Origin of the sequence: Staphylococcus sp. GDY8P120P, from assembly GCF_017892065.1 — a bacterium.
In the GTDB taxonomy this organism is placed as follows: Bacteria; Bacillota; Bacilli; order Staphylococcales; family Staphylococcaceae; genus Staphylococcus; species Staphylococcus nepalensis.
Genome location: NZ_JAESKI010000013.1, coordinates 158,628 through 179,154 on the forward strand (window position 1 = coordinate 158,628; position 20,527 = coordinate 179,154).

The window sequence follows — 20,527 nt, forward strand, 5'->3', positions numbered from 1 at the left end:
TTACTCACCAACTTTATCATTGTCTTCATAATGTCTTTTAAAGATATCTTCTAAAGTTGGAGGTTGGGATGCTAAGCGTTTGATTTCATAATTTCCTAAATAGTTAATTACCCCGGAAATTTTTTCAGAATCTACTTTAAAATAATAAGTTTCGTCTTCTTGTGTTAAGTTATGGACCCCGGGTACTTGCGATAAGTGACTTAAAGCTTGTGTACTCTCTACAATAAAATGCATTCTTGTAAGATGGCGCATTTCATCTAATGTACCAGTTTCCACAATTTGCCCTTTCCGTATAATGCTTACACGATCGCACAACTTTTCTACTTCACTTAAAATATGACTTGATAAGAGCACACTTTTATTTTGGCTTTTTATCTCTTCAATACATTTTTGAAAAACATCTTCCATTAACGGATCTAACCCTGAAGTAGGCTCATCTAATATATACAAATCTGCATCGATACTAAAAGCTGCAATTAGCGCTACTTTTTGACGATTACCAGTTGAATATGATTTACATTTTTTGCTGACATCAAGCTCAAACTGCTTAATCAATGTTTCCTTCCGTTCATGGTTGGCACGCCCGTGCAAGTTTAAGAAAAAGTCAATAATCTCCCCGCCTGTTAAGTTGGGCCATAAGTTAACATCGCCAGGAACAAAGGCGATATGTTTATGCACTTCAACCGCGTGTTTACGCACATCTTTGCCATACATTTCAATCGTGCCTTGTGTTGGCTTTAACATACCTAAAATTGCTTTAATCGTCGTTGATTTACCAGCACCATTCGGACCTATAAATCCATAAACTTCTCCCTCGTTTACCTCCATATTCACGCCGTTTAAAGCGTGAAAGTGGTTGAAACGTTTAGTAAGATTGCTAACCTTGAGTAATGCCATCTCATCACCTACAAACTTTACAATAATCCCTTCACTCTGGAATCAGTTACGATTAGATAAACTTTGTCTTCGTCCATATCCTTTTTAAATGTGGCTACAGTATTATCATCTACCCCAATTGCCTTAAGTTTTTCTTTCAAAGCAACTCTATCAGGGTTGTTTTCCTTTTCAATATCGATACCTGTAATTCCTGTATCTTCAGCAATTTTGTCAGTACGACTTTTATCTAATGATAATACGTACATATCTTGACTACCTACACCTTTATCTTGTAGTGCTACAACATCAACTTCTAAGTCACCGTCAATTCTATATCCTTTTACCACTGGCGTCATACAAAGGCCTCCTTTATAACTATACACGCATCATAATATTAATTACTTTTTAGATTGAATCATTAAATGATCAAAGCGTTCTTTTGTCATATAAAAATGTGTGTTTTCTAAAATATTATCAAACATGTCTTCTTTATTATCATCTTCTGTCAACTTAAATTTAGACTCGACGTTTTCTTGGTCCGCTTCATCAACGAAAATCACTTGCTCTTTTTTCACATCTAAAGTTTTACGATTATAAATGAGTTCTAAATGATCACGTTTTTGATGAATCGCTTCAATTTTTTCTATTTTATATGCGTTATGGATAAAATCCATAACTCTTTTTTCTCTGTATCTTTTACTTTTTTGAATTTGAAAATCTTTCGCAAATTTTTGTTTTACAAGTAAATAAATAATAACGATTATAGCTATAACTAAAAGAAAAATGAGTGTACCCATATGAAGACCCCCTTAATGATTTATATCATTTGGTTATAACATGATACTAATATGTTTAATTTTCCCATTCATAATAGGGTTAAACATTTCAAAATGCTTTTCCTACGACCGTCATGGCTAATTCAACTTATAAAAACTTTAAAACATAAAAAGTCAAATCATCAAATAATAGATAAATTAATTTTCCGTATTCAATGTTTATTAAAAACCTGATTATAAAAAATAAATACTTTTTTGTTTTACGCTTATATTATTCCCCAAAATAAATAAAGTAATTCATAAATCAATAATATATAAACGTAAAGTTTAAAAAATATAAAAAAGGTAATTTTAAGAGTAAATGTAATTGAAAGGGTGATGGATGATGCTTTTACAACAAGAACTTGACCAATTGAAACAATTCAACGGTAAACAAAATAACCAAAAAGTATTCTCATTGTATTTAGATACACGTCCCGAGCAAGGAGAAAAGTGGAAAATAGAACTTAAAAATGCCTTGCAAGATTTAGCTAAGCGAACAAAAAACAGTAATAATCATGAGGAAAAGAACCAATCCAAAGATATTATTAAAAAAGTGGAAAAAAGATTGCAGGATTTAGAACCTGACTTTAAAAACGGTGTGCTATTGTTTATCACTTCAGACGAGTCATTATGGTTTGAACAATTAGTTAACGTGCCCATTGAAACTGAATTTAATTGGGGTGATACGCCTAAATTGGATCAATTGAAATCATTAACAGAACGTTATCCATATACTGGCATCGTGGTATTACAACAAGACAAAGCGCGTGTGATAGAAACTGAAATCGGTATAGCTATCGGAGAATATGACTATACTTTAGATTTAGATACGAATGATTGGCGCCAACATCAAGGCCCACAAGGTGATGATTACACCCAATGGGGTACCAAAAGAGATGAGTTCAAAGCGCGTGTTAAGGCAAATCAAGAACGTTGGCTAAAAAGTTTAACCTCTATCGTCGAAAAAACTTCCAAAAAGAACGGTTGGCAACAATTATATTTAGCTGGAGAAAAAGAAGAAGTTGAAAAATTGCGTTCTATGTTTAATGTAGAAATTGATAAAGTGACACCGAGTAATATCTTAAAATCAAACACTACTGAAATTATTAAAAAAGTGATGGAAACGTAATTTCATCTCAAATTAAATCACATATAAAACCACCCCCTCCACTATTTTCAGTGACGGGGGTGAATTCATACTAAACGACTTCATGTTTACTGTTGATAGTAACGACAATGTAAGTCTTTTACTTTTGATGATAAGGCTTCAAAAGGACCTTCAACGTTCGCTTCTTTAATGACACTTTCGATAGGCAAATTTTTAAAAGGTGCTGGCGAAACGTTCATCTCTTCCAACCAACTAGCCAATTGATTCGAAGAACTTACATACACAATTTTATCTAATCCAACGAGTGCATGTGCAGTAGCGCACATTGGACAATGTTCTCCCGAAGTAAAAACAATACTTGTTTTCCTTTCTTCAGGGGTAAGATGCGTCGCAGCCCATTTAGCAATAGCAATTTCTGGATGTTCAGTTGCATCTCCACTACTGATGCGATTGAAATCTTCGAATAAAATACTACCTTTAATATCTACGAGAAGTGAGCCAAAAGGTTCATTCCCTTTATTTAAAGCTGCTTCAGCAAGTTCAATAGCTCTATGTAAATAACGTTCATTATCCAAATAGATTCCCTCCTTTATCATCTACTTTATTAAATAACTAAACTATATATTTACCATAGCAAATTATTCCACTTTATCCAGTTTTTCGTCTGTTTGGTTTCCATATTGAAGTGACTGAATCATAATAAAGATGACTAAAAGACTACTCATCGTATCAGTAAAATAATGTGCGCCTACATAAATACGAGACGCTATAATTGATATAACTAAAACAATTGCAATTAAATATAGCATTTTATTCCGTTTGATTAATAAGACTAAGCTCACTAAGAGACATACACTTAACACGTGCATACTCGGAAAACTATATCCATCAAATACAGCTGAGGGTCTTGACCGTTGAATTGCATATTTCATAAATGTGCCTATTAAAAATACTGAAAAACACCAGAAACCATACCACCAAAATTTGGTTTTATTATAGAAAAATAAGACGCCTAATATACATAAAATTACAATCAAACAAATAACTGGTTCAAAAATGACCGAAACAAAATAAAGATAATCGATTAAAATAGATGAATTTAAATATGTATGTAGCATATCGTAAACCGTTTGATCTATTGGGTTTGCAACACCTATTGTAATACTAATTAAAATGATAATAAGTAAAATAGCTGAAAGGGCTGCTTTTAAAAATTGAGTCATCTTACAACATCCTTTCTCTCATTGTTAATTCTTCTAGCTACTGCTAAAAGTGCTCCAAAAGCAATACTAATACTCAACATGGAAGAGCCCCCGTAACTTAATAAAGGTAAGGTTACGCCCGTTAATGGAATAATTCCAGAAACACCAGCTAAATTAATAAACACTTGCATAAATATGTAACTTACAACGCCAACACAAATCAATTTATAAAATTGATTACTCGTTTTATTCGCATAAATGAGTCCTTTTACTAAGATATAACCATAAATTATTAATGTAAATAACACACCTAGCAGTCCTAATTCTTCTGAGATAACAGTAAATATAAAATCGGTATGTGGTTCAGGTAAATAACCTAACTTAGCGATGCCATTACCTAGTCCTCTACCAGTTAATCCTCCATTGCCAATCGATGTTAATGCACTCGTTAATTGATAACCTGCATCGTTTTCATATTTAAATGGATCTAACATGACTTTTATTCTTTTCAGTCTATATAGATTTTTTGCATCAAAAATCAACGTATAAACACCATACGCAAATAGTGGAATTAGCGTGATCACGCTAATTTGAAACTTTATCTTATTTTTTATATCCGAGTATATTAAAATACAACCAATAATTGCTACTGTTAAAAGCGTACCACCCAAATCTCCTTGCATTAAAACAAGTAATAACCCAACACCTAATATAGCAAGTGGAGACAACATATGTTTCAAACTATAACCTTTACGGCTTGTAACGCGTTGGTTAATGATATAAGAAAGATAAAAAATCGAAGCTAATTTCAGAAATTCAGAAGATTGCAAACTAAATATACCTAGATTAATCCAGTTTCTTGAACCGTTTATTTCTTTACCAATTAAAATCGTGATTAATAATAAAACTAACGTTCCTAAAACTATCATTTTTTGTACATTAGATCTTTTGAATACATTTATATTGATGCATGTTGCTATAAATATAACGGCCAAACTGCCTATAACCAAAAAGATAAATTGCCTTTTCATAAAATAATTACTTTCAATAGGAATGCCACCAGTTAAGGCACCTTTAGACGCAGATACCATACTTGCACTATATATCATTATGACACCTAAAATGCCTAATATAATAAAGCTAACTAACATTCCATAATCTAAACCTTTTAAACGCGGTCCTATTATTTTAAATAATTTTCTCATTTCTGCACCTCATTATAACTCTCCACGCTCTAGTAAATCAGATAAACACAGCCTACTCAATCAGACTTTAGGCCTACCTAATTTAATATATATTTAATATTTTATGAGAAATTATTTTATAATTTTAATTATACATCAAATAAATATATATACACTTAAAGCTATACAAAAAATTAAAGATTTCGCGTGGTTGTGATTAGCTTTTTAGTATGCTAAAATAAATCATAGACTTAAAGTATCTATAATAACTATAAAAACAGAATATACATTTATTTTAGAATTAGAAAAGGATGTTTAACTTGAATCAATCTAAGTTCAATCAAATCGCTCAAAATTATGATAATGATGAAAGAATTAAACTAGCTGAAATCATCTCCCTCGGAGTGAATACGTTATTAGAAAATCAACCCTATCAATCCCTATTAGATTATGGCGGTGGCACTGGACTTGTCACATTTAACATTGAACATCATTTCAACCACATTACGATATTGGACGCTTCAACTAAAATGGTTGAAATATGTGATACAAAAATTCAAAAATTAAGCAAGAAACATATTGAAGCTATTAAAGGTGATGCGCTAGCTTCAAACCAAACTATCGTCGATCAATCATATGATGTGATTATACTTTCACTTGTATTACTTCATAGTGGTAATTATAAGGAGCTACTACAAAGATTAACAGCTTATTTAAAAAAAGACGGTCTAATCATTATAGTTGATTTTGATAAAAACAAAAACGTCTACCATCCAAAAGTCTATAATGGATTTGCACAAGATGACATCAGTAGCGAATTATTTAAATTAGGGCTTTCAAATATCAATGTCCAAACTTTTTACCATGGGCAAAACATATTTATGAATAAAGACGCCAGTTTATTTATAGCCTCCGGACAATTTAAATAAACTGTATAAATATACAAAAATAATTGCATAATTTTTTTATGTTTATACATTGTTTATACTACTTCTTCTTTAATTTATAACAAACAAAAACTACTGCAAATCGACACTCATAGTGTGATAGCAGTAGTTTTTTGTTTAAGTATTATTCTGAAAAATTAAGTATAAATTGAATTGAAATGTGCTCGTTAACCAAAGAATCCAGCGATGAAGTCTACACCTTTAGCTACTACATCTGCAATACTAGTTCCCATGTTAACCCAATCATGATCTAAACCAGACTTAACTGCATTTGAAATTGCTTCTACGATACTTGACATAATATAAGCACTCCTTTAAATTGATTTAATTCATTTTGTAACTTAAGCGAAAGTATCTACTAAAGTTTTGATTAATTTAATGATACCACCGATAATATCTGCAATCATCATGTTAATACACCCCTTTACGTTTTGCTTAATTAAATTGTATAACAACTAATGTTTATAAAGTTATATTTTTCTCAATTCATTTATTTAAATGCCTAACTGTATTAAATTCGTTGAAAACCAACACTTAAGCAAAAATAGTGTTAAATTCATTTCCAACACAAAAATGAATTTTTTAATCCTCATCTAAACTCTATCTTCTCATCATTAGTTGAGGCGTATCTCTATAAGACACTTCACCCTGTCTACTTAAAATAAAAAGCACTATTTTGACATCTCTTTTAGTGATATCAGTCATCTCTTTTTATAATTTTACACTTATGTCTCCTCTCCATTACACTTAAGTTAATTACACAAATTAAAATCATTTTAATTTAATTCGACAAAGGGGGAATGAAAATGGTAAATCATTATGAAGTTATTGTTGTTGGAGCAGGCTCTATGGGGATGTCAGCGGGATATTATTTAGCAAAAAATGGCGTCAAAACTTTGATGATTGATGCTTTTGACCCACCGCATGAAAATGGTAGCCACAGTGGAGATACACGTTTAATACGTCATGCCTGTGGGGAAGGCTTAGAATACGTACCACTTGCTTTAAGAGCGCAAACACTTTGGGATGAACTTCAAAATGAAACAAACGAACGTATATTTTCTAATACTGGAGTCATCACTTTTGGACAAAGCGATTCTTTATTTGTACAGACCGCAATAGATGGCGGTCGTAAATATAATCTAAATGTTGAAACATTATCAGCTGATGAAATTAATGAACGTTGGCCCGGTATCACAATAGCTCCTGATCAAATGGGTTGCTATGAACCTGAGGCAGGCGTTTTATTTTCACAAAATTGTATACGTACTTTTAAAAGACTTGCTTTAAACCATGGGGCTGAATTAAAAACCAACTCTCCAGTTATGAATATCGATATGTTTGATGACGTCGTTAACGTTCAGACAAATTCTAATACATTTACTGCAAATAAATTAATTATTACTGGAGGCGCCTGGAATAAGAAAATATTAGATGACTTAGGTTTACAGTTGCAACTTCAACCATCTAGACAGACCATCGCATGGTTTGATTCAGATGATATTTTATATAAATCAGATGGTTTTCCCGGGTTTTTTGCTGACGTTCCTAGCGGCGTTTACTATGGTTTCCCTTCTATCGATGGCACTGGTTTAAAAATTGGCCGATATGATAATGGAGACCCGATTGATCCAATGTATTATAATAAAGCATTTGGCGCTTACGAAAAAGATGAAAACGATATTAGTCATTTTTTAAATCAATATATGCAGCAAGCTTACGGAAATATAAATGTTGGCAAAACTTGTATGTTTACAAATACATTAGATGAGAATTTTGTCATAGATAAACATCCTCGATACGAACATATTGTGATTGCTGGTGGCTTTTCAGGACACGGCTATAAGTTTTCAAGCGCTATAGGAGAGGTGTTATATGAATTAGTTACTAAAGGGAAAAGTACACAAGATATATCATTATTTAAAATTACACGTCCAAGTTTACAACCTGAAAATAAAGCAAAAGTATTTTTTAAAGCAAGGGGGAAATAAAAATGACTCAATCTAATTTAGATTTTTTAAAATCATTGATTAATATTGATAGCACTAATCCACCAGCTAACGAAGATAATGTAGTGCAAGTTTTTAAAAAGCGATGTGAATCCAAAAATATACCATTTGATATAACCAATTTAAGTGACCAAAGAAGTAATATTTCAGTAACTTTAAAAAGTAACCAACGTGACGCTGGTAAGTTGTTATTATCTGGTCATACAGATACCGTAAAAATTGGTGCCCAAGAGTGGAAATATGATCCTTTTAAAGGCGAAATTGAGGATGGAAAACTATACGGAAGAGGAACAAGTGATATGAAAAGTGGCTTAGCCGCTTTATATCTCGCATTAGAATCTTTATATGAAGAAGGCTATGAATTAAATAAAGATATTGAATTTTTAGCTACTGCTGGAGAAGAAGTAGATTCAATAGGTGCCAAGCATTATGTTCAAAGTACAACTATGGATAACATAGATGCCATCATTATCGCAGAACCCACTAGCGAAAAAGTAGCCATTGGGCATAAAGGCGCTTTATGGATAGAAGTCACGTTAACTGGCAAAACTGCACACGGCGCAATGCCCGAACAAGGTATAAATGCCGTAGAAGGTATGAATAAAGTGATTAATTTGGTTAATGACTTAAAAGAAGAATGGGCTGAAGAAACAGCTGCATTAGGCAAAAGTAGTATATCAGCAAATATGATTAACGGTGGCATTCAAACTAACGTTATTCCTGACCAATGTGTATTAAATGTCGATATTCGAACAGTTACACCTAATATTCATGACAATCTTTATAATCAATTTAATCAACGTTTAAACCAACTTTTTTCGGACAACACATCTCCAAAGGTAAGTACGCAGGTGTTACTTGACCGCGCTACGGTTTTAACTAATGAAAACGCTGAAATTATTCAAAATGCCTTAGACATTTCAAATGAAAATAACATTACAGGCATGGCCTATTACACGGATGGTTCTGTTCTCAATCCGGACAGCAATATTCCCACATTAATTTATGGTCCTGGTATTGAAACATTAGCACACCAACCAAATGAATACGTTGAAGTCAAAGCATTCGAACGTTCTATTGATTTTTTCAAAAACTTAATTAAACAATTTGCAAAATAAATAGACTGCCGGTATACTGCCGGCAGTTCTTTTTTCATTCTAAAATAAATCTTTTCATGTATAATGGCCTCAAATGAAAAAGGCGGATGATATTATGGAAATAAAAGATTTAAAGATTTTTCAAAGTGTTAGCCAATATCAAAGTATTAGTCGTGCTGCCAAATCACTTAATTTTGTCCAATCTCATGTTACCTCCCGTATAAAACGATTAGAACAAGAGCTCAATACACAACTTTTTCTACGTCATAAAAAAGGAACAACATTGACTTCAGATGGCGAAAAACTCCAAATATATGTTGAAAAAATTATGGATGTATTGAATGAAATGGAAAGTACTTTCCAAAAGAAAGAAATGTCTAGTGGAAAAATTGAAATTGGTATAGTAGAAACAATTACTAAATTACCGAAAGTACTATCAATGTTCCGTAAAAAATATCCACAAGTTGCTCTATCTTTATACACCGACGTTACTGCGAATATTTCTCAAAAAGTGGTCAATCAACGTTTAGATTGCGCGTTTGTCACAGGATTTAAACAACATCATGACATAAATAAAATGGAGTTATTTAAGGAAAAATTAGTACTGATATCTAATGTGGATACCATGGACTTAAAAGATATAGCATCTTCTGTGTTTTTAGTGTTTGAAAAAGGATGTAATTATAGAAGGAATCTCGAATCTTGGTTAAAATCTGAAAATATTAAAAAACCAAATCTTGTAGAATTTGGAACATTAGAAACAATTATTGGAAGCGTTAAATCGGGTATTGGCATCAGTTTAGTACCTGAATCATCAGTTCAACATGACTTAGAGAACGGTGAATTATATAGTTATGCCTTACCAGAAAAATACAGCAATATATCAACAGACTTTATTTGGCATTCAAATTACCATTTAAATGCCCCTACGTCTAACTTTATCCAAACTGTTAAAAACTTCGCTAACCAGGATTAAAGATATGGCACACTTTTACCATTACAATGTGCATATATTTACTAACCAAATCGTTTATCTGTTTAATTTATTTGCCCACCTCTACAAAATGAATACAAGCGCTAAGGCGCTTGCATAAGAACTACTAGGGCTATGCGGATTACATAAGTATTACTAACCACTAGGTTTTTTACATCGACTCAAGTAATCGGTGCTTTTCCGGTTCAGTTAAAAATGCATATTGAATTGCACGTTGATTAATATATTTCATCTGTTCTAAATCTATTAATTGATGTTTAAACAGTAATTCATATTCTTCATTTAATGAAGTTTGTGTCACTGTTCGATTATCTGTATTAATAACAAATGGTATATTATTGTTTAATAAATAAGGTATGTTTATTTCTGACAAAGCGTTTATCGCTTTGGTTTGCAAATTACTTTTAGGGCATATTTCTAATAATACATCATTCGCTTTAACTTCTTGCAATGCCGCTTCATCCAAGTTAACAGCAACACCGTGACCAATACGTTTAGCTCCTATTTTAATTGCTTCTAACACATTATGCTTACAGCCACATTCACCAGCATGTAACGTTAAATGCATACCTTTATCTAATCCGTATTGAATAGTATCTTGAATGGTATGTGGCGGAAACCCTACTTCTGGTCCTGCAAAATCAATACCCCGTATCACCTCGCTGTTGTATACATCTAAATCATCAAACAATTGTTTATTTGTAGATGGTTCATGTTGTCTCATAGCGCAAATTAATAAATTCACTTTAATATCCATTGTTTCTTGTACAATTTCAACCCCCGTTTCAACGGCCTTTACTATTTCTAGGAGCGTCATATCTTGTTCCATATGTAACAAAGGTGCAAAACGAATTTCTATATATTTCACATTATCCTCATAGGCTTGTTGCGCAACGTCTATAACTGCCCTTTTCAAGCTATCTGCTGTTTGCAATACGCTTAATATTTCATCAAAACACTTTAAATATTCATCTAGACTTTCACACTGCTCACTCACAATTAGATTAGCTTCGTCCAAATTAATTTGTTGTTCTTGAGCTAACTGTCGAATTAACTTTTCACTTACAGAACCATCTAAATGGCAATGGAGTTCAATTTTAGCAATATCTTTTATACTTTTATCCATTATAGTAAACTTCCCTACCTCTAAATTAATATCATTCTGCGATTTAATCTTGTTAATATATATGCTACATAAAAATGATTCATATAATATAACACTTTATTTTTTACATTACTATACATAAAGTAAATCCATTTTTGCAAAAACTATTTAAAGCATACACAACTTCTTCAAAACACAGTATTTTTATAAAAATATTAAAAAAACAAACGGGATAAAAATCAAAAATTAAATTTGATTTTCTAAGCCCGTTACGTTTCATTACTAAATTTTAAAATTGGTGATAATAACCTAATATTAACAGTGATGCACCTATACCAATAATACATATGATCATTAATATGATAACTATTTTTAGTGCTACAAGAAAATGTTTTCTATTCTGGCCTTTATTTACGAGGTATACACCAGCAGCTACTACTAAAATAAATACAACAAGTAACGTATAAGCAATAATATTTAATAATTCCATCCGATTGCCCCTTTAGCGATAATTCATTTTCGTTAAACTTGTGCTGTATTGATATACTGATGTTTTTGTAAATAGTCCAAAATTTTAGACACTGATGCTTCAACAGTAAGTGTTTCAGTATCTAATATAATTTCTGGTTCGGTAGGCGCTTCGTATGGTGCGTTGACACCAGTAAACTCTGCAATTTCCCCACTTCTTACTTTTTGATATAAACCTTTTGGATCTCTAACTTCACATTCCGTTAAACTGCATGCTGTATAGACTTCTATAAAATCTGCTTCATCTAAGAGATGACGTACAGCATCTCTATCTGCTTTATATGGAGAAATAAAAGCAGTCACTGTCACTAAGCCGGCATCGGCCATTAATTTACTAACTTCTCCTATACGTCTAATGTTTTCTTTACGATCTTCAGGTGAAAATCCTAAATTTTGATTCAATCCATGTCTAACGTTATCCCCATCTAACCGATATGTATGCACTTGTTGAGCAAACAATGCTTTTTCAAGTGCTACTGATATCGTTGATTTCCCTGATCCTGATAATCCTGTAAACCAGATCACAGCGCTTTTATGTTGATTACGTTGTTGCCTTTCACTTTTTGTCACTTCCGAAGCATGCCACGTTATATGTTTAGATTTTCCCATCACTCAATATGCACTCCTTTTCATTCTGCTATTCTTTCAATCCATTAATCAGTACTTCTGCCACTTCTGGTCTTGAGAATTCTTTAGGTAAAGATTCACCTTTTTTCAATTTTTCACGAACCTTTGTACCGCTTAAATGTAAATGTTCTGAAGCATCGTGAGGGCATGTTTTTGCTGTAGCCATATTCTCACAAGTTTTACAATAAAAAGCATGCTCAAATTTCAATATTCGGATACCTAATTCAGCTTCATATTTTGAAATAAGCGCTTGCGCTTCATATGTTCCGTAATAGTTACCTACACCTGCGTGATCGCGCCCTACGATAAAATGTGTACAACCATAATTTTTACGTACTGTAGCGTGTAATATAGCCTCTCTTGGACCTGCGTATCTCATCGCTGCTGGATAAATAACTAAGCGTGTTTTATTTTCTGGGTAATATTTTTTCAGTATGACTTGATAACTCTCCATACGAACAGCAGCTGGTACATCATCTGATTTAGTTTCACCTACTAAAGGGTTTAATAGTAAACCATCTACAGCCTCTAATGCTGCCTTTTGAATATACTCATGTGCACGATGCACCGGGTTTCTAGTTTGAAATCCAACTACCGTTTTCCAACCTAAATCTGAAAATAACTGTCTTGTTTCTGACGGGTCTAAATGGTAATCTACAAATTCATCATGTTTAGGTCTATTTAATAAATAAATTGGTCCAGCTAGGTAAACGTCACCTTTTTCATAAACTTTCTTTACCCCTGGATGATCAACATCTGTAGTGCCGTATACAAGTTGCGCTTCTTTTTGTTTGTCATACGTATATTTTTCCTCCAAATCGAGCACGCCATACAAAACATCATCTTCGCCATATAAAGCAATTCGAGAACCAATATTCAAATTTTGGGATTGTTCTGTTGTTATAGGTAATGTGATCGGGATACTCCAAACTAAATCATTTTCTAAATGTAAATCTTCAACAACTTTTGTATAATCCGCTTCTTTCATAAACCCTGTTAATGGGCTAAACCCGCCTATAGCAATTAATTCTAAATCTGACAAACTCCATGAATTTAAAGTAATGGGTTCTAAGTTTTCGGCTTCTTTGATTAATTGCTCTCTAGCTGTGCCACTGACTTCTCTATTTACAAGTAAACCACCGTGAGGTTGGATTGTAGCTTGTTGTTTTTCATTTATTAATGACATTTTGTCACACTCCTTATTGAATTAATCTAGTTTATTTACGTTGGATTCATTTTTAAAATTCGAAAATGGTAATTTATTATTTTGGTATAAAGCAAATAGTATTAACACGAACCAAATAACAATAAGTGCAATTTTAATCGTAATAGCTAAAGTTTGATCCAGCCCGACGACGCTGATAAGTGAATTACTGTTTGTAAAAATAATTAAACCACTTACACAGACGGCTAGAATATTCATGGGTAAAAGCTTCACCAACCATGCAGCAAATGGTGCAGCAACCATGCCACCAATACTTAAAGATACTACAAGCCACCAGTTGATTTGGCTCCAACCGAGAAAAATAATAAAACTTAGAGAAGCAGACACCGTCACGAAAAACTCACTCGCTGATACAGTACCAATTGCATACCTAGGTTCTAACTTCTTTTGAGCAAGCATTAATGGCGTATTGACTGGTCCCCATCCACCACCGCCTATAGAATCTAAAAAACCTGCAACTGCACCTTGCGGAATTAAGATTAAGCGTGATGTTTTTGTCTTTGTTTTTGAGACAGATTTTTCTTTTGTAAATAAAAATTGGTATAAAATATAGAGCCCCATTGTTAACAAAAATATAGCAATGAATGGTTTAATAAAATCGCTGTGTATATGACTTAATATCGCAGCACCAATGAATGCTGTTATAGCACCCGGAATTGCTAGTTTAACCATCGTTGGTTTATGCACATTTTTAAACTTCCAATGTGATGTCCCGGACGCTGCTGTAGTAGCAATTTCAGAAAAATGGATTGTTGCTGATACGATCGCCGGCGCCACGCCAAATGTCAATAATATAGAGGATGATGACGCGCCAAATCCCATACCTAATGAACCGTCAATCAATTGTGCGAGAAAACCCGCTAATGCAAAAATGAATAATTTATACATAGAATGATGCCTCCTCTCAATTCAATTTAATCTAAAGTATCTAACCACTTTCTAACTTCTTGTTGCTTGTTGATATTTAAATATTTTTCATTTAACATTTTTTTCAAAAATGTTTCCTTCTCTGTAGATATAAGTGAGCTATGCTTGATTCGTTGTCTACAGTCATATAAAAAATCAACATAATCACCATACGCACTGTTAAAATATTGTTGCAATGCCTCTAAAATATGAGTTGTAAGCATGGGGCTAGCACCTTGTGTTGAAATGCTGATGGTTAATTTGCCACGTCGTAAAATACTAGGAAACAAAATATCGCCAGCATTTGCTTTACCTACCATATTAATTAGAGCTTTACTTGGTTTTGCATTCAAGATAGCTTGGTTGGTAGCTACATCATTTGTTGCGGCAACAATTAAATCAGCCTTTTCCACATCACTATTTTCAAATATTTTATTATGCCATTGAATCGATTGCTGTTTGGCCAAGTGTTCTAAACCCTCTGTCACTGTAGGACTAACAACAGTGATTCGTTTTGTATATTGTGTTAAAACGCTCACACGACGTGCTGCAATTTTTCCGCCACCTATAACAACAACTTGTTTCTGTGAAAGATCAACCATTAAAGGGATGAAATCCATAATGCCACTCCTTGCTATTAACCGCCATTTTTAAGTCATTAAATATTTTGAAATGCCTCTTCAACACGTTCTTTTAGCGCTGTTTGCAAATGTTCATGATGGCTAAGATGCTCTGTTAAGATAATATCGCTTTTTTTCTGATAATCATTCACAACCTTAGCAATATATTGGTCTAAAATACCTGTGAACCATATATAAGGTAGAATGAATATTTGTGAATACCCTTCGTCCACTGCATGATTTAACGCATCTTCAAATAATGGTTCACAAGCTGCTAAATAACATACGCTTATATTGTTAGATGGCAACATAGCCGATAGTTGTGATTTGATTATAGAGAAATCCTTTTTCGTTTGAGGATTATAGCTTCCTCTTCCAATAATTAATAATTTAGCATCTGAGTTAGGCGTAATATCTACTTTTTCAAGACGCTGTTTTAGTATTTCTGTTAATCGCGCTTGTACGCCTAAGGGTTGGCCGTAAACTATTTTTACCTGAGGAAACTGTTGCTGACTATACTCGATTTCTTCAGGAATGTCTTTATAATAGTGTCCTGCACTTAAAAGTAATACAGGAATAATCGCAATCTCATTTGCTCCTTGGTTTACTAACTTTTGAAAACCTTGTGATATATCTGGTTCTGCTAATTCTAAAAAACAAATTTCTTGTAAAGGTACATCCACTTGCGCTTGAACAAGTTCAATAAATGATGTTGCTTCTTCAACTGCTTTTGCTACACGACTTCCATGACTAACATATAAGACACCTTGCATCTCAAGCCCTCCATTATTGATATGTGAGTTGCGTCAATAATTCATTTTTATATGTTGCTTCAAACCAACTAATACGGTTTCGCAGTTTCACAACTTCTCCTACGACGATCATAGCTGGGTTTTCGATCTCTTTAGCTTCATCAATGATGGTTTCTAAGGTGCCTACTACTGTTTTTTGTAATTGAGAAGTACCCATATGAACGAGTGCAATGGGCGTCTTTTGGTCACGACCATTTTGCGTTAATAATTCAACAATTTTAGGTAACTTTTTCACGCCCATATAAATACATAACGTTTCAGGCCCTAACGCAAGGTGTTTCCAATATTCGTCTTTATCAATATCTTTATTAATGACACCCGAAACAAAAGCCACCGAAGAACTATAGTCTCGATGAGTCACTGGAATACCTGCATAGGCCGGCGCTGCAATACCTGCAGTAATACCAGGTACAATTTCAAATGGTATACTATATCTAGCTAGTATTTCTGCTTCTTCTCCACCTCTACCATATATAAAAGGGTCGCCTCCTTTTAAACGTGTAACAGTATGACCTTCTTGAGCCAAATCAACGAGCATCTGATTTGTATCTGCTTGTGAAATAGACTGATGATTCGGATCTTTCCCACAATATATCAACTTAGTAGTCAAAGACGCATAACCTAATAATTCTGGGTTTACTAAACGGTCGTATAGAATAACATCCGCTTTTTCAATCGCCTTTTGTCCTTTAACTGTAATTAAATCAGGATCTCCAGGTCCTGCACCAACTAAAAATACTTTCCCCATACTGTCACCTGCTTTCCAAATTTTAACTATGAAATAATTGGCCGTCTGTCACTTCTTCTATGATGCCTGCCCTTACTACAAAATTACCGAAACGTTCATTCACTGTTCTTTCTTGTGCATATTGCAATAAAATTGGTCTCAAACTTTTTAATATTTCTGCTTCATCAATATTTTCTTTAAATAATTTATTTAAACGATCACCAGCAAATCCGCCTCCTAGATACATGTTGTACTTACCAGGTGCTTTACCAATAAATGCAATTTCTGCTAACGCGGGGCGTGCACATCCGTTTGGACATCCTGTCATTCTGATAGTGATCTCTTCTTCACTTAAACCAGCTTCATCCAATAAAGCTTCTATTTTAGTAATAAGTGAAGGTAAATAACGTTCAGATTCAGCCATTGCTAAACCACAAGTTGGAAACGCTACACAAGCCATAGAATTCCTGCGTAGCCCAGTATAATGTGCCCCATCGGTTAAATTGTATTGTTCTATCAACGCTTCAATTTCCGCCTTTTTCTCCGCTTCTACGTTTGCAATAACTAAATTTTGATTAGGAGAAAGTCTAAAGTCACCAGTATGTATCTCAGCGATGGCTCTAAGCGCAGTTTTTAATTTATACTCTTCAGTATCTTTAATACGTCCATTTTGAATAAACAAAGTAAAATGGTGTTTACCACTGCCTTCGGTCCACCCATATCGATCACCATTATCTTCAAAATGAAAAGCACGTTTTGATTCTAAATCCCAACCTAAACGACGGTTTAACTCATCAGTGATCCATGAGACACCTTTACGGTCAACTGTGTATTTAAATCGAGCGTTGGTTCTGTCTTCACGATTTCCATAATCACGTTGAATCGTAAGTATTTTTTCACAAACATCTACGACTTCTGCTTTAGGGAAATAACCTATTAAACGGCCCACTTGTGGATACGTTGCGGTATTGCCATGTTTCATACCCATACCGCCACCAACTGTAAGATTGAACCCTACTAAAACACCATCTTCAATAATAGAAATCAAACCGATATCTTGTGAAAACACATCAATGTCGTTAGAAGGAGGTACAGCGATACCAATTTTAAATTTACGTGGTAAATAGGTTTTGCCATATAGTGGTTCTGGCTCTTGGTCACTGGTGTCTAACACTTTCTCTCCATCTAACCAAATTTCATGATATGCTTGTGTTTTAGGAGAAAGATAACTACTGATATCACTTGCAATTTGATTGATTTCAGCATGTACATCGGACTGATAAGGGTTGGGGTTACACATCACGTTTCGATTCACATCTCCACAAGCAGCTAGTGTATCGAGTAAAGATTGATTAATATCAAACATGGTTTGCTTTAGATTACGTTTCAAGACCCCATGAAATTGAAAAGCTTGTCTTGTCGTTAATTTAATCGTTTGATTCGCATATTGATTCGCTATGTCGTCCATTGCAATCCACTGTTCTGGTGTTGAAGCTCCACCTGGCGCCCGAACTCTAATCATGAAACTATATGCGGGTTCCAGTTTTTGTCTACGTCGTTCATCGCGAATATCTCTATCATCTTGCATATAACTGCCGTGAAACTTTATTAATTTAGTGTCTTCTTCTGAAATAGCGCCTGTAATTCTATCTGCTAATCCTTCAACAATTGTTCCACGAAGATAATTACTATCTGCTTTGATACGCTCCATCTCATCCAATTTTTCTGAAAAATTTAAATTTGATTCTGACACGTAATCAACTCCCTTTCTAATAAACATCTCTTTGATATCGTTTGTCTTGTTTCATTTGTGTCAAATACACTTCAGCTTCTTCGTCAGACATATTGCCTTCTTTGACTAAAACATTATGAATGGCTTCATGAACGTCTTTAGCCATATACTGTTCATCGCCACAAACATATAATGCAGCGCCATTTATCAGCCATTCATAGAAGGCTTCACTTTGTTCTTCAATTTTATGCTGAACATATACTTTTTCGTTAGTATCTCTTGAAAATGCTAAATCTATTTTGCTCAGCACGCCTGTTTTAAGCCAATCCTGCCATTCTGTTTGATATAAAAAATCTGTTGTAAAATGCTGTTCTCCAAAAAACAACCAAGTCTGACCGTTTAAACCCAGCTCTTCACGTTCTTGTAAATATGATCTGAAAGGCGCCACCCCCGTTCCAGGACCAATCATAATCACAGGCGTAGCTTCATCGAACGGGAATTTGAAATTCGGGTTTTTCTTTAAATATACCGATGCTGATTCTCCTGCTTCCAAGCGTTCAGCTAATTGAATCGAACACACACCTTGGCGCTCACGTTGATGTGAGTAATACCTGACTGCACCAACTGTTATATGTACTTCATCAGGGTTTGCTTCATAACTACTTGCTATGGAGTATTCTCTTGGAGGTAATTTTCTTAAAAACTGATAAAGCACTTCAGGTGCAAGTGCCTTAGGTTGAAAGTCTTGAATTAAATCAATTAAGTCTCTGCCATATATATAAGATTTAATCCATTCATAATCTAAAACATGTTCTGATAAATCTGAATTATCAAATAATTCTGCAGCTTTCTGCAACAAAGTTTTAGTTAGTTTCGTAATTTCAAAATGATGTTGCAATGCGTTTTTCAATGTGAGGACATCACCTTTTTCATTGATAGGTATATCTATTTGAGCGTCCCAATTTAAAATTTCTAACAATCTATCTACCAATTTTTCATCGTTTTCTGGAATAACGACTAAGCAATCGCCTGGTTCATACGCTTCACCATAATCTTCAAATTGTAATTCGATATGCCTTACTTCTTTATTAGAACCCCTACCGTTCAAATTAATATTCTCTAATATTTCTGCTTTATATGGTTGAGACTTTGAATAATGTTTGTCGTTCGTCAACTGAACTTCATTTGTTGTCGATGCTGTTTCTTCACTCAAGGACTTGTCGCTCAATTGTTCAATAATATGATCCATCCATGATTCAGCCACATCATCGTAATCTAAATCACAATCTCGTCTCTCTACTAAGCGTGCCCCGCCTAGTGCTTCAAGGCGCGAATCAAATTCTTTACCGGTTTGACAGAAAAATTCATAGGATGCGTCCCCTAAAGACAATACTGAGAAACGGACGTCTGCTAGGTTAGGTGCTTTTCTACCATGTAAAAATTCATGAAAACTTATCGCATTATCTGGTGGGTTACCTTCACCATGTGTGGACGAAATCACAAATAAATCTTCAACTTTTTTTAATTCTTTTGTTTTAAAATCACTCATAGCATTTAGTTGCACATTAAAATTAAGTTCGACAAGGCGGTCCGCTAACTTCTCAGCTAAGCCTTGGGCGTTTCCTGTTTCTGAACCGTAAAGCACAGTGATGTGCCTATCACTATTTGAAGATGTCCCTTTATTTAATACAAATTGCGCAACTTCTGAGGGCGTTTCTTGTTTTGTTGTAACGCTTTGTAAATTTGCAGTTAAATAACCGCTCAACCAAACTTGTTGCTCAATAGTGAGATTTTGAATAATTTGATTTAGCTGTGTAGCTTGATTTTCATCAAATGGACTATTGATAACAGATAAATTCACAACCATTTCACCTCATTTTAATTTTTTAAATTACTTTCAGATTTTGTTCAAATATCTTTAAAAATTATACTGAACCATGACGTTTCACATATCTAAATGATATTTAAGCCCGCTATGGCATCAATTCTTTTTTACTATATCTATCTGAT

General features: G+C 33.7%; 22 protein-coding genes. 5 read left to right on the forward strand and 17 right to left on the reverse strand.

The window, feature by feature from the left end:
• From KA900_RS09895 to KA900_RS09905, 3 genes are read right to left on the reverse strand one after another with little or no spacing between them, the layout of a single operon-like run.
• The gene (locus tag KA900_RS09895) at positions 1-897 is read right to left on the reverse strand and encodes an ABC transporter ATP-binding protein (protein WP_107644339.1); all 897 of its coding nucleotides are present in this window, start codon (positions 895-897) and stop codon (positions 1-3) included.
• A gap of 17 nt (positions 898-914) precedes the next feature.
• The gene (locus tag KA900_RS09900; protein WP_096811102.1) at positions 915-1,232 is read right to left on the reverse strand and encodes a general stress protein; all 318 of its coding nucleotides are present in this window, start codon (positions 1,230-1,232) and stop codon (positions 915-917) included.
• A 42-nt stretch (positions 1,233-1,274) separates the two neighbouring features.
• Positions 1,275-1,673: a hypothetical protein gene (locus KA900_RS09905; protein ID WP_096811103.1), complete on the reverse strand. Its 399-nt coding sequence runs from the start codon at positions 1,671-1,673 to the stop codon at positions 1,275-1,277.
• A gap of 364 nt (positions 1,674-2,037) precedes the next feature.
• On the opposite strand from KA900_RS09905, the gene KA900_RS09910 reads away from it, so the two are divergent.
• Positions 2,038-2,823 carry a VLRF1 family aeRF1-type release factor gene (locus tag KA900_RS09910; protein WP_210139527.1) on the forward strand — a complete coding sequence of 262 codons (786 nt, stop codon included), beginning with the start codon at positions 2,038-2,040 and terminating at the stop codon, positions 2,821-2,823.
• 86 nt (positions 2,824-2,909) lie between these two features.
• On the opposite strand, the gene KA900_RS09915 is transcribed toward KA900_RS09910, so the two are convergent.
• The 3 genes from KA900_RS09915 to KA900_RS09925 form a co-directional block, all read right to left on the reverse strand.
• The gene (locus tag KA900_RS09915) at positions 2,910-3,377 is read right to left on the reverse strand and encodes a nucleoside deaminase (protein WP_242692959.1); all 468 of its coding nucleotides are present in this window, start codon (positions 3,375-3,377) and stop codon (positions 2,910-2,912) included.
• 63 nt (positions 3,378-3,440) lie between these two features.
• Positions 3,441-4,025, reverse strand: coding sequence for a phosphatase PAP2 family protein (locus KA900_RS09920; RefSeq protein WP_210139529.1), 585 nt, complete (start codon positions 4,023-4,025; stop codon positions 3,441-3,443).
• Entirely contained in the window at positions 4,022-5,209 is a 1,188-nt protein-coding gene (locus tag KA900_RS09925; RefSeq protein ID WP_207572955.1) for an FtsW/RodA/SpoVE family cell cycle protein, read from the reverse strand. Before KA900_RS09925 ends, KA900_RS09920 begins: the two co-directional genes overlap by 4 nt.
• 299 nt (positions 5,210-5,508) lie before the next feature.
• On the opposite strand from KA900_RS09925, the gene KA900_RS09930 reads away from it, so the two are divergent.
• Entirely contained in the window at positions 5,509-6,117 is a 609-nt protein-coding gene (locus KA900_RS09930; protein ID WP_207572954.1) for a class I SAM-dependent methyltransferase, read from the forward strand.
• Between the two features lie 185 nt (positions 6,118-6,302).
• Here KA900_RS09930 and KA900_RS09935 read toward each other — a convergent pair whose 3' ends face one another.
• On the reverse strand, positions 6,303-6,434 hold the full coding sequence (locus KA900_RS09935) for a beta-class phenol-soluble modulin (protein WP_103373417.1): 132 nt from the start codon (positions 6,432-6,434) through the stop codon (positions 6,303-6,305).
• 507 nt (positions 6,435-6,941) lie between these two features.
• Here KA900_RS09935 and solA point away from each other — a divergent pair.
• The 3 genes from solA (at position 6,942) to KA900_RS09950 (ending at position 10,217) form a co-directional block, all read left to right on the forward strand.
• Positions 6,942-8,126 (forward strand): N-methyl-L-tryptophan oxidase, encoded by a 1,185-nt coding sequence (solA, locus tag KA900_RS09940; RefSeq protein WP_096811110.1) that lies wholly within the window; start codon positions 6,942-6,944, stop codon positions 8,124-8,126.
• 2 nt (positions 8,127-8,128) lie between these two features.
• Positions 8,129-9,262 (forward strand): M20 family metallopeptidase, encoded by a 1,134-nt coding sequence (locus tag KA900_RS09945; protein WP_207572953.1) that lies wholly within the window; start codon positions 8,129-8,131, stop codon positions 9,260-9,262.
• Between the two features lie 94 nt (positions 9,263-9,356).
• A complete protein-coding gene (locus KA900_RS09950) occupies positions 9,357-10,217 on the forward strand; it encodes a LysR family transcriptional regulator (protein ID WP_107644394.1) in 861 nt (286 codons plus the stop codon).
• Positions 10,218-10,386: 169 nt separating this feature from the next.
• Here the strand turns inward: KA900_RS09950 and add are convergent, their stop codons facing one another.
• The 10 genes from add to KA900_RS10000 form a co-directional block, all read right to left on the reverse strand.
• Positions 10,387-11,361 (reverse strand): adenosine deaminase, encoded by a 975-nt coding sequence (gene add, locus KA900_RS09955; RefSeq protein ID WP_207572952.1) that lies wholly within the window; start codon positions 11,359-11,361, stop codon positions 10,387-10,389.
• A gap of 268 nt (positions 11,362-11,629) precedes the next feature.
• Entirely contained in the window at positions 11,630-11,830 is a 201-nt protein-coding gene (locus KA900_RS09960; protein ID WP_096811114.1) for a hypothetical protein, read from the reverse strand.
• A gap of 32 nt (positions 11,831-11,862) precedes the next feature.
• Positions 11,863-12,477 (reverse strand): adenylyl-sulfate kinase, encoded by a 615-nt coding sequence (gene cysC, locus KA900_RS09965; protein ID WP_096811115.1) that lies wholly within the window; start codon positions 12,475-12,477, stop codon positions 11,863-11,865.
• 28 nt (positions 12,478-12,505) lie between these two features.
• The gene (sat, locus tag KA900_RS09970) at positions 12,506-13,681 is read right to left on the reverse strand and encodes a sulfate adenylyltransferase (RefSeq protein WP_210139530.1); all 1,176 of its coding nucleotides are present in this window, start codon (positions 13,679-13,681) and stop codon (positions 12,506-12,508) included.
• A 21-nt stretch (positions 13,682-13,702) separates the two neighbouring features.
• Positions 13,703-14,608, reverse strand: coding sequence for a sulfite exporter TauE/SafE family protein (locus KA900_RS09975; RefSeq protein ID WP_207572950.1), 906 nt, complete (start codon positions 14,606-14,608; stop codon positions 13,703-13,705).
• 26 nt (positions 14,609-14,634) lie between these two features.
• On the reverse strand, positions 14,635-15,246 hold the full coding sequence (locus KA900_RS09980; RefSeq protein WP_103372486.1) for an NAD(P)-binding protein: 612 nt from the start codon (positions 15,244-15,246) through the stop codon (positions 14,635-14,637).
• A 38-nt stretch (positions 15,247-15,284) separates the two neighbouring features.
• On the reverse strand, positions 15,285-16,019 hold the full coding sequence (locus KA900_RS09985) for a sirohydrochlorin chelatase (RefSeq protein ID WP_207572949.1): 735 nt from the start codon (positions 16,017-16,019) through the stop codon (positions 15,285-15,287).
• 13 nt (positions 16,020-16,032) lie between these two features.
• The gene (gene cobA / locus KA900_RS09990) at positions 16,033-16,806 is read right to left on the reverse strand and encodes a uroporphyrinogen-III C-methyltransferase (protein WP_207572948.1); all 774 of its coding nucleotides are present in this window, start codon (positions 16,804-16,806) and stop codon (positions 16,033-16,035) included.
• Positions 16,807-16,828: 22 nt separating this feature from the next.
• Positions 16,829-18,538, reverse strand: a complete 1,710-nt coding sequence (locus tag KA900_RS09995; RefSeq protein WP_103372487.1) for an NADPH-dependent assimilatory sulfite reductase hemoprotein subunit — start codon at positions 18,536-18,538, stop codon at positions 16,829-16,831.
• Between the two features lie 16 nt (positions 18,539-18,554).
• On the reverse strand, positions 18,555-20,378 hold the full coding sequence (locus KA900_RS10000; protein ID WP_186330070.1) for an assimilatory sulfite reductase (NADPH) flavoprotein subunit: 1,824 nt from the start codon (positions 20,376-20,378) through the stop codon (positions 18,555-18,557).
• Positions 20,379-20,527 lie beyond the last annotated feature (149 nt).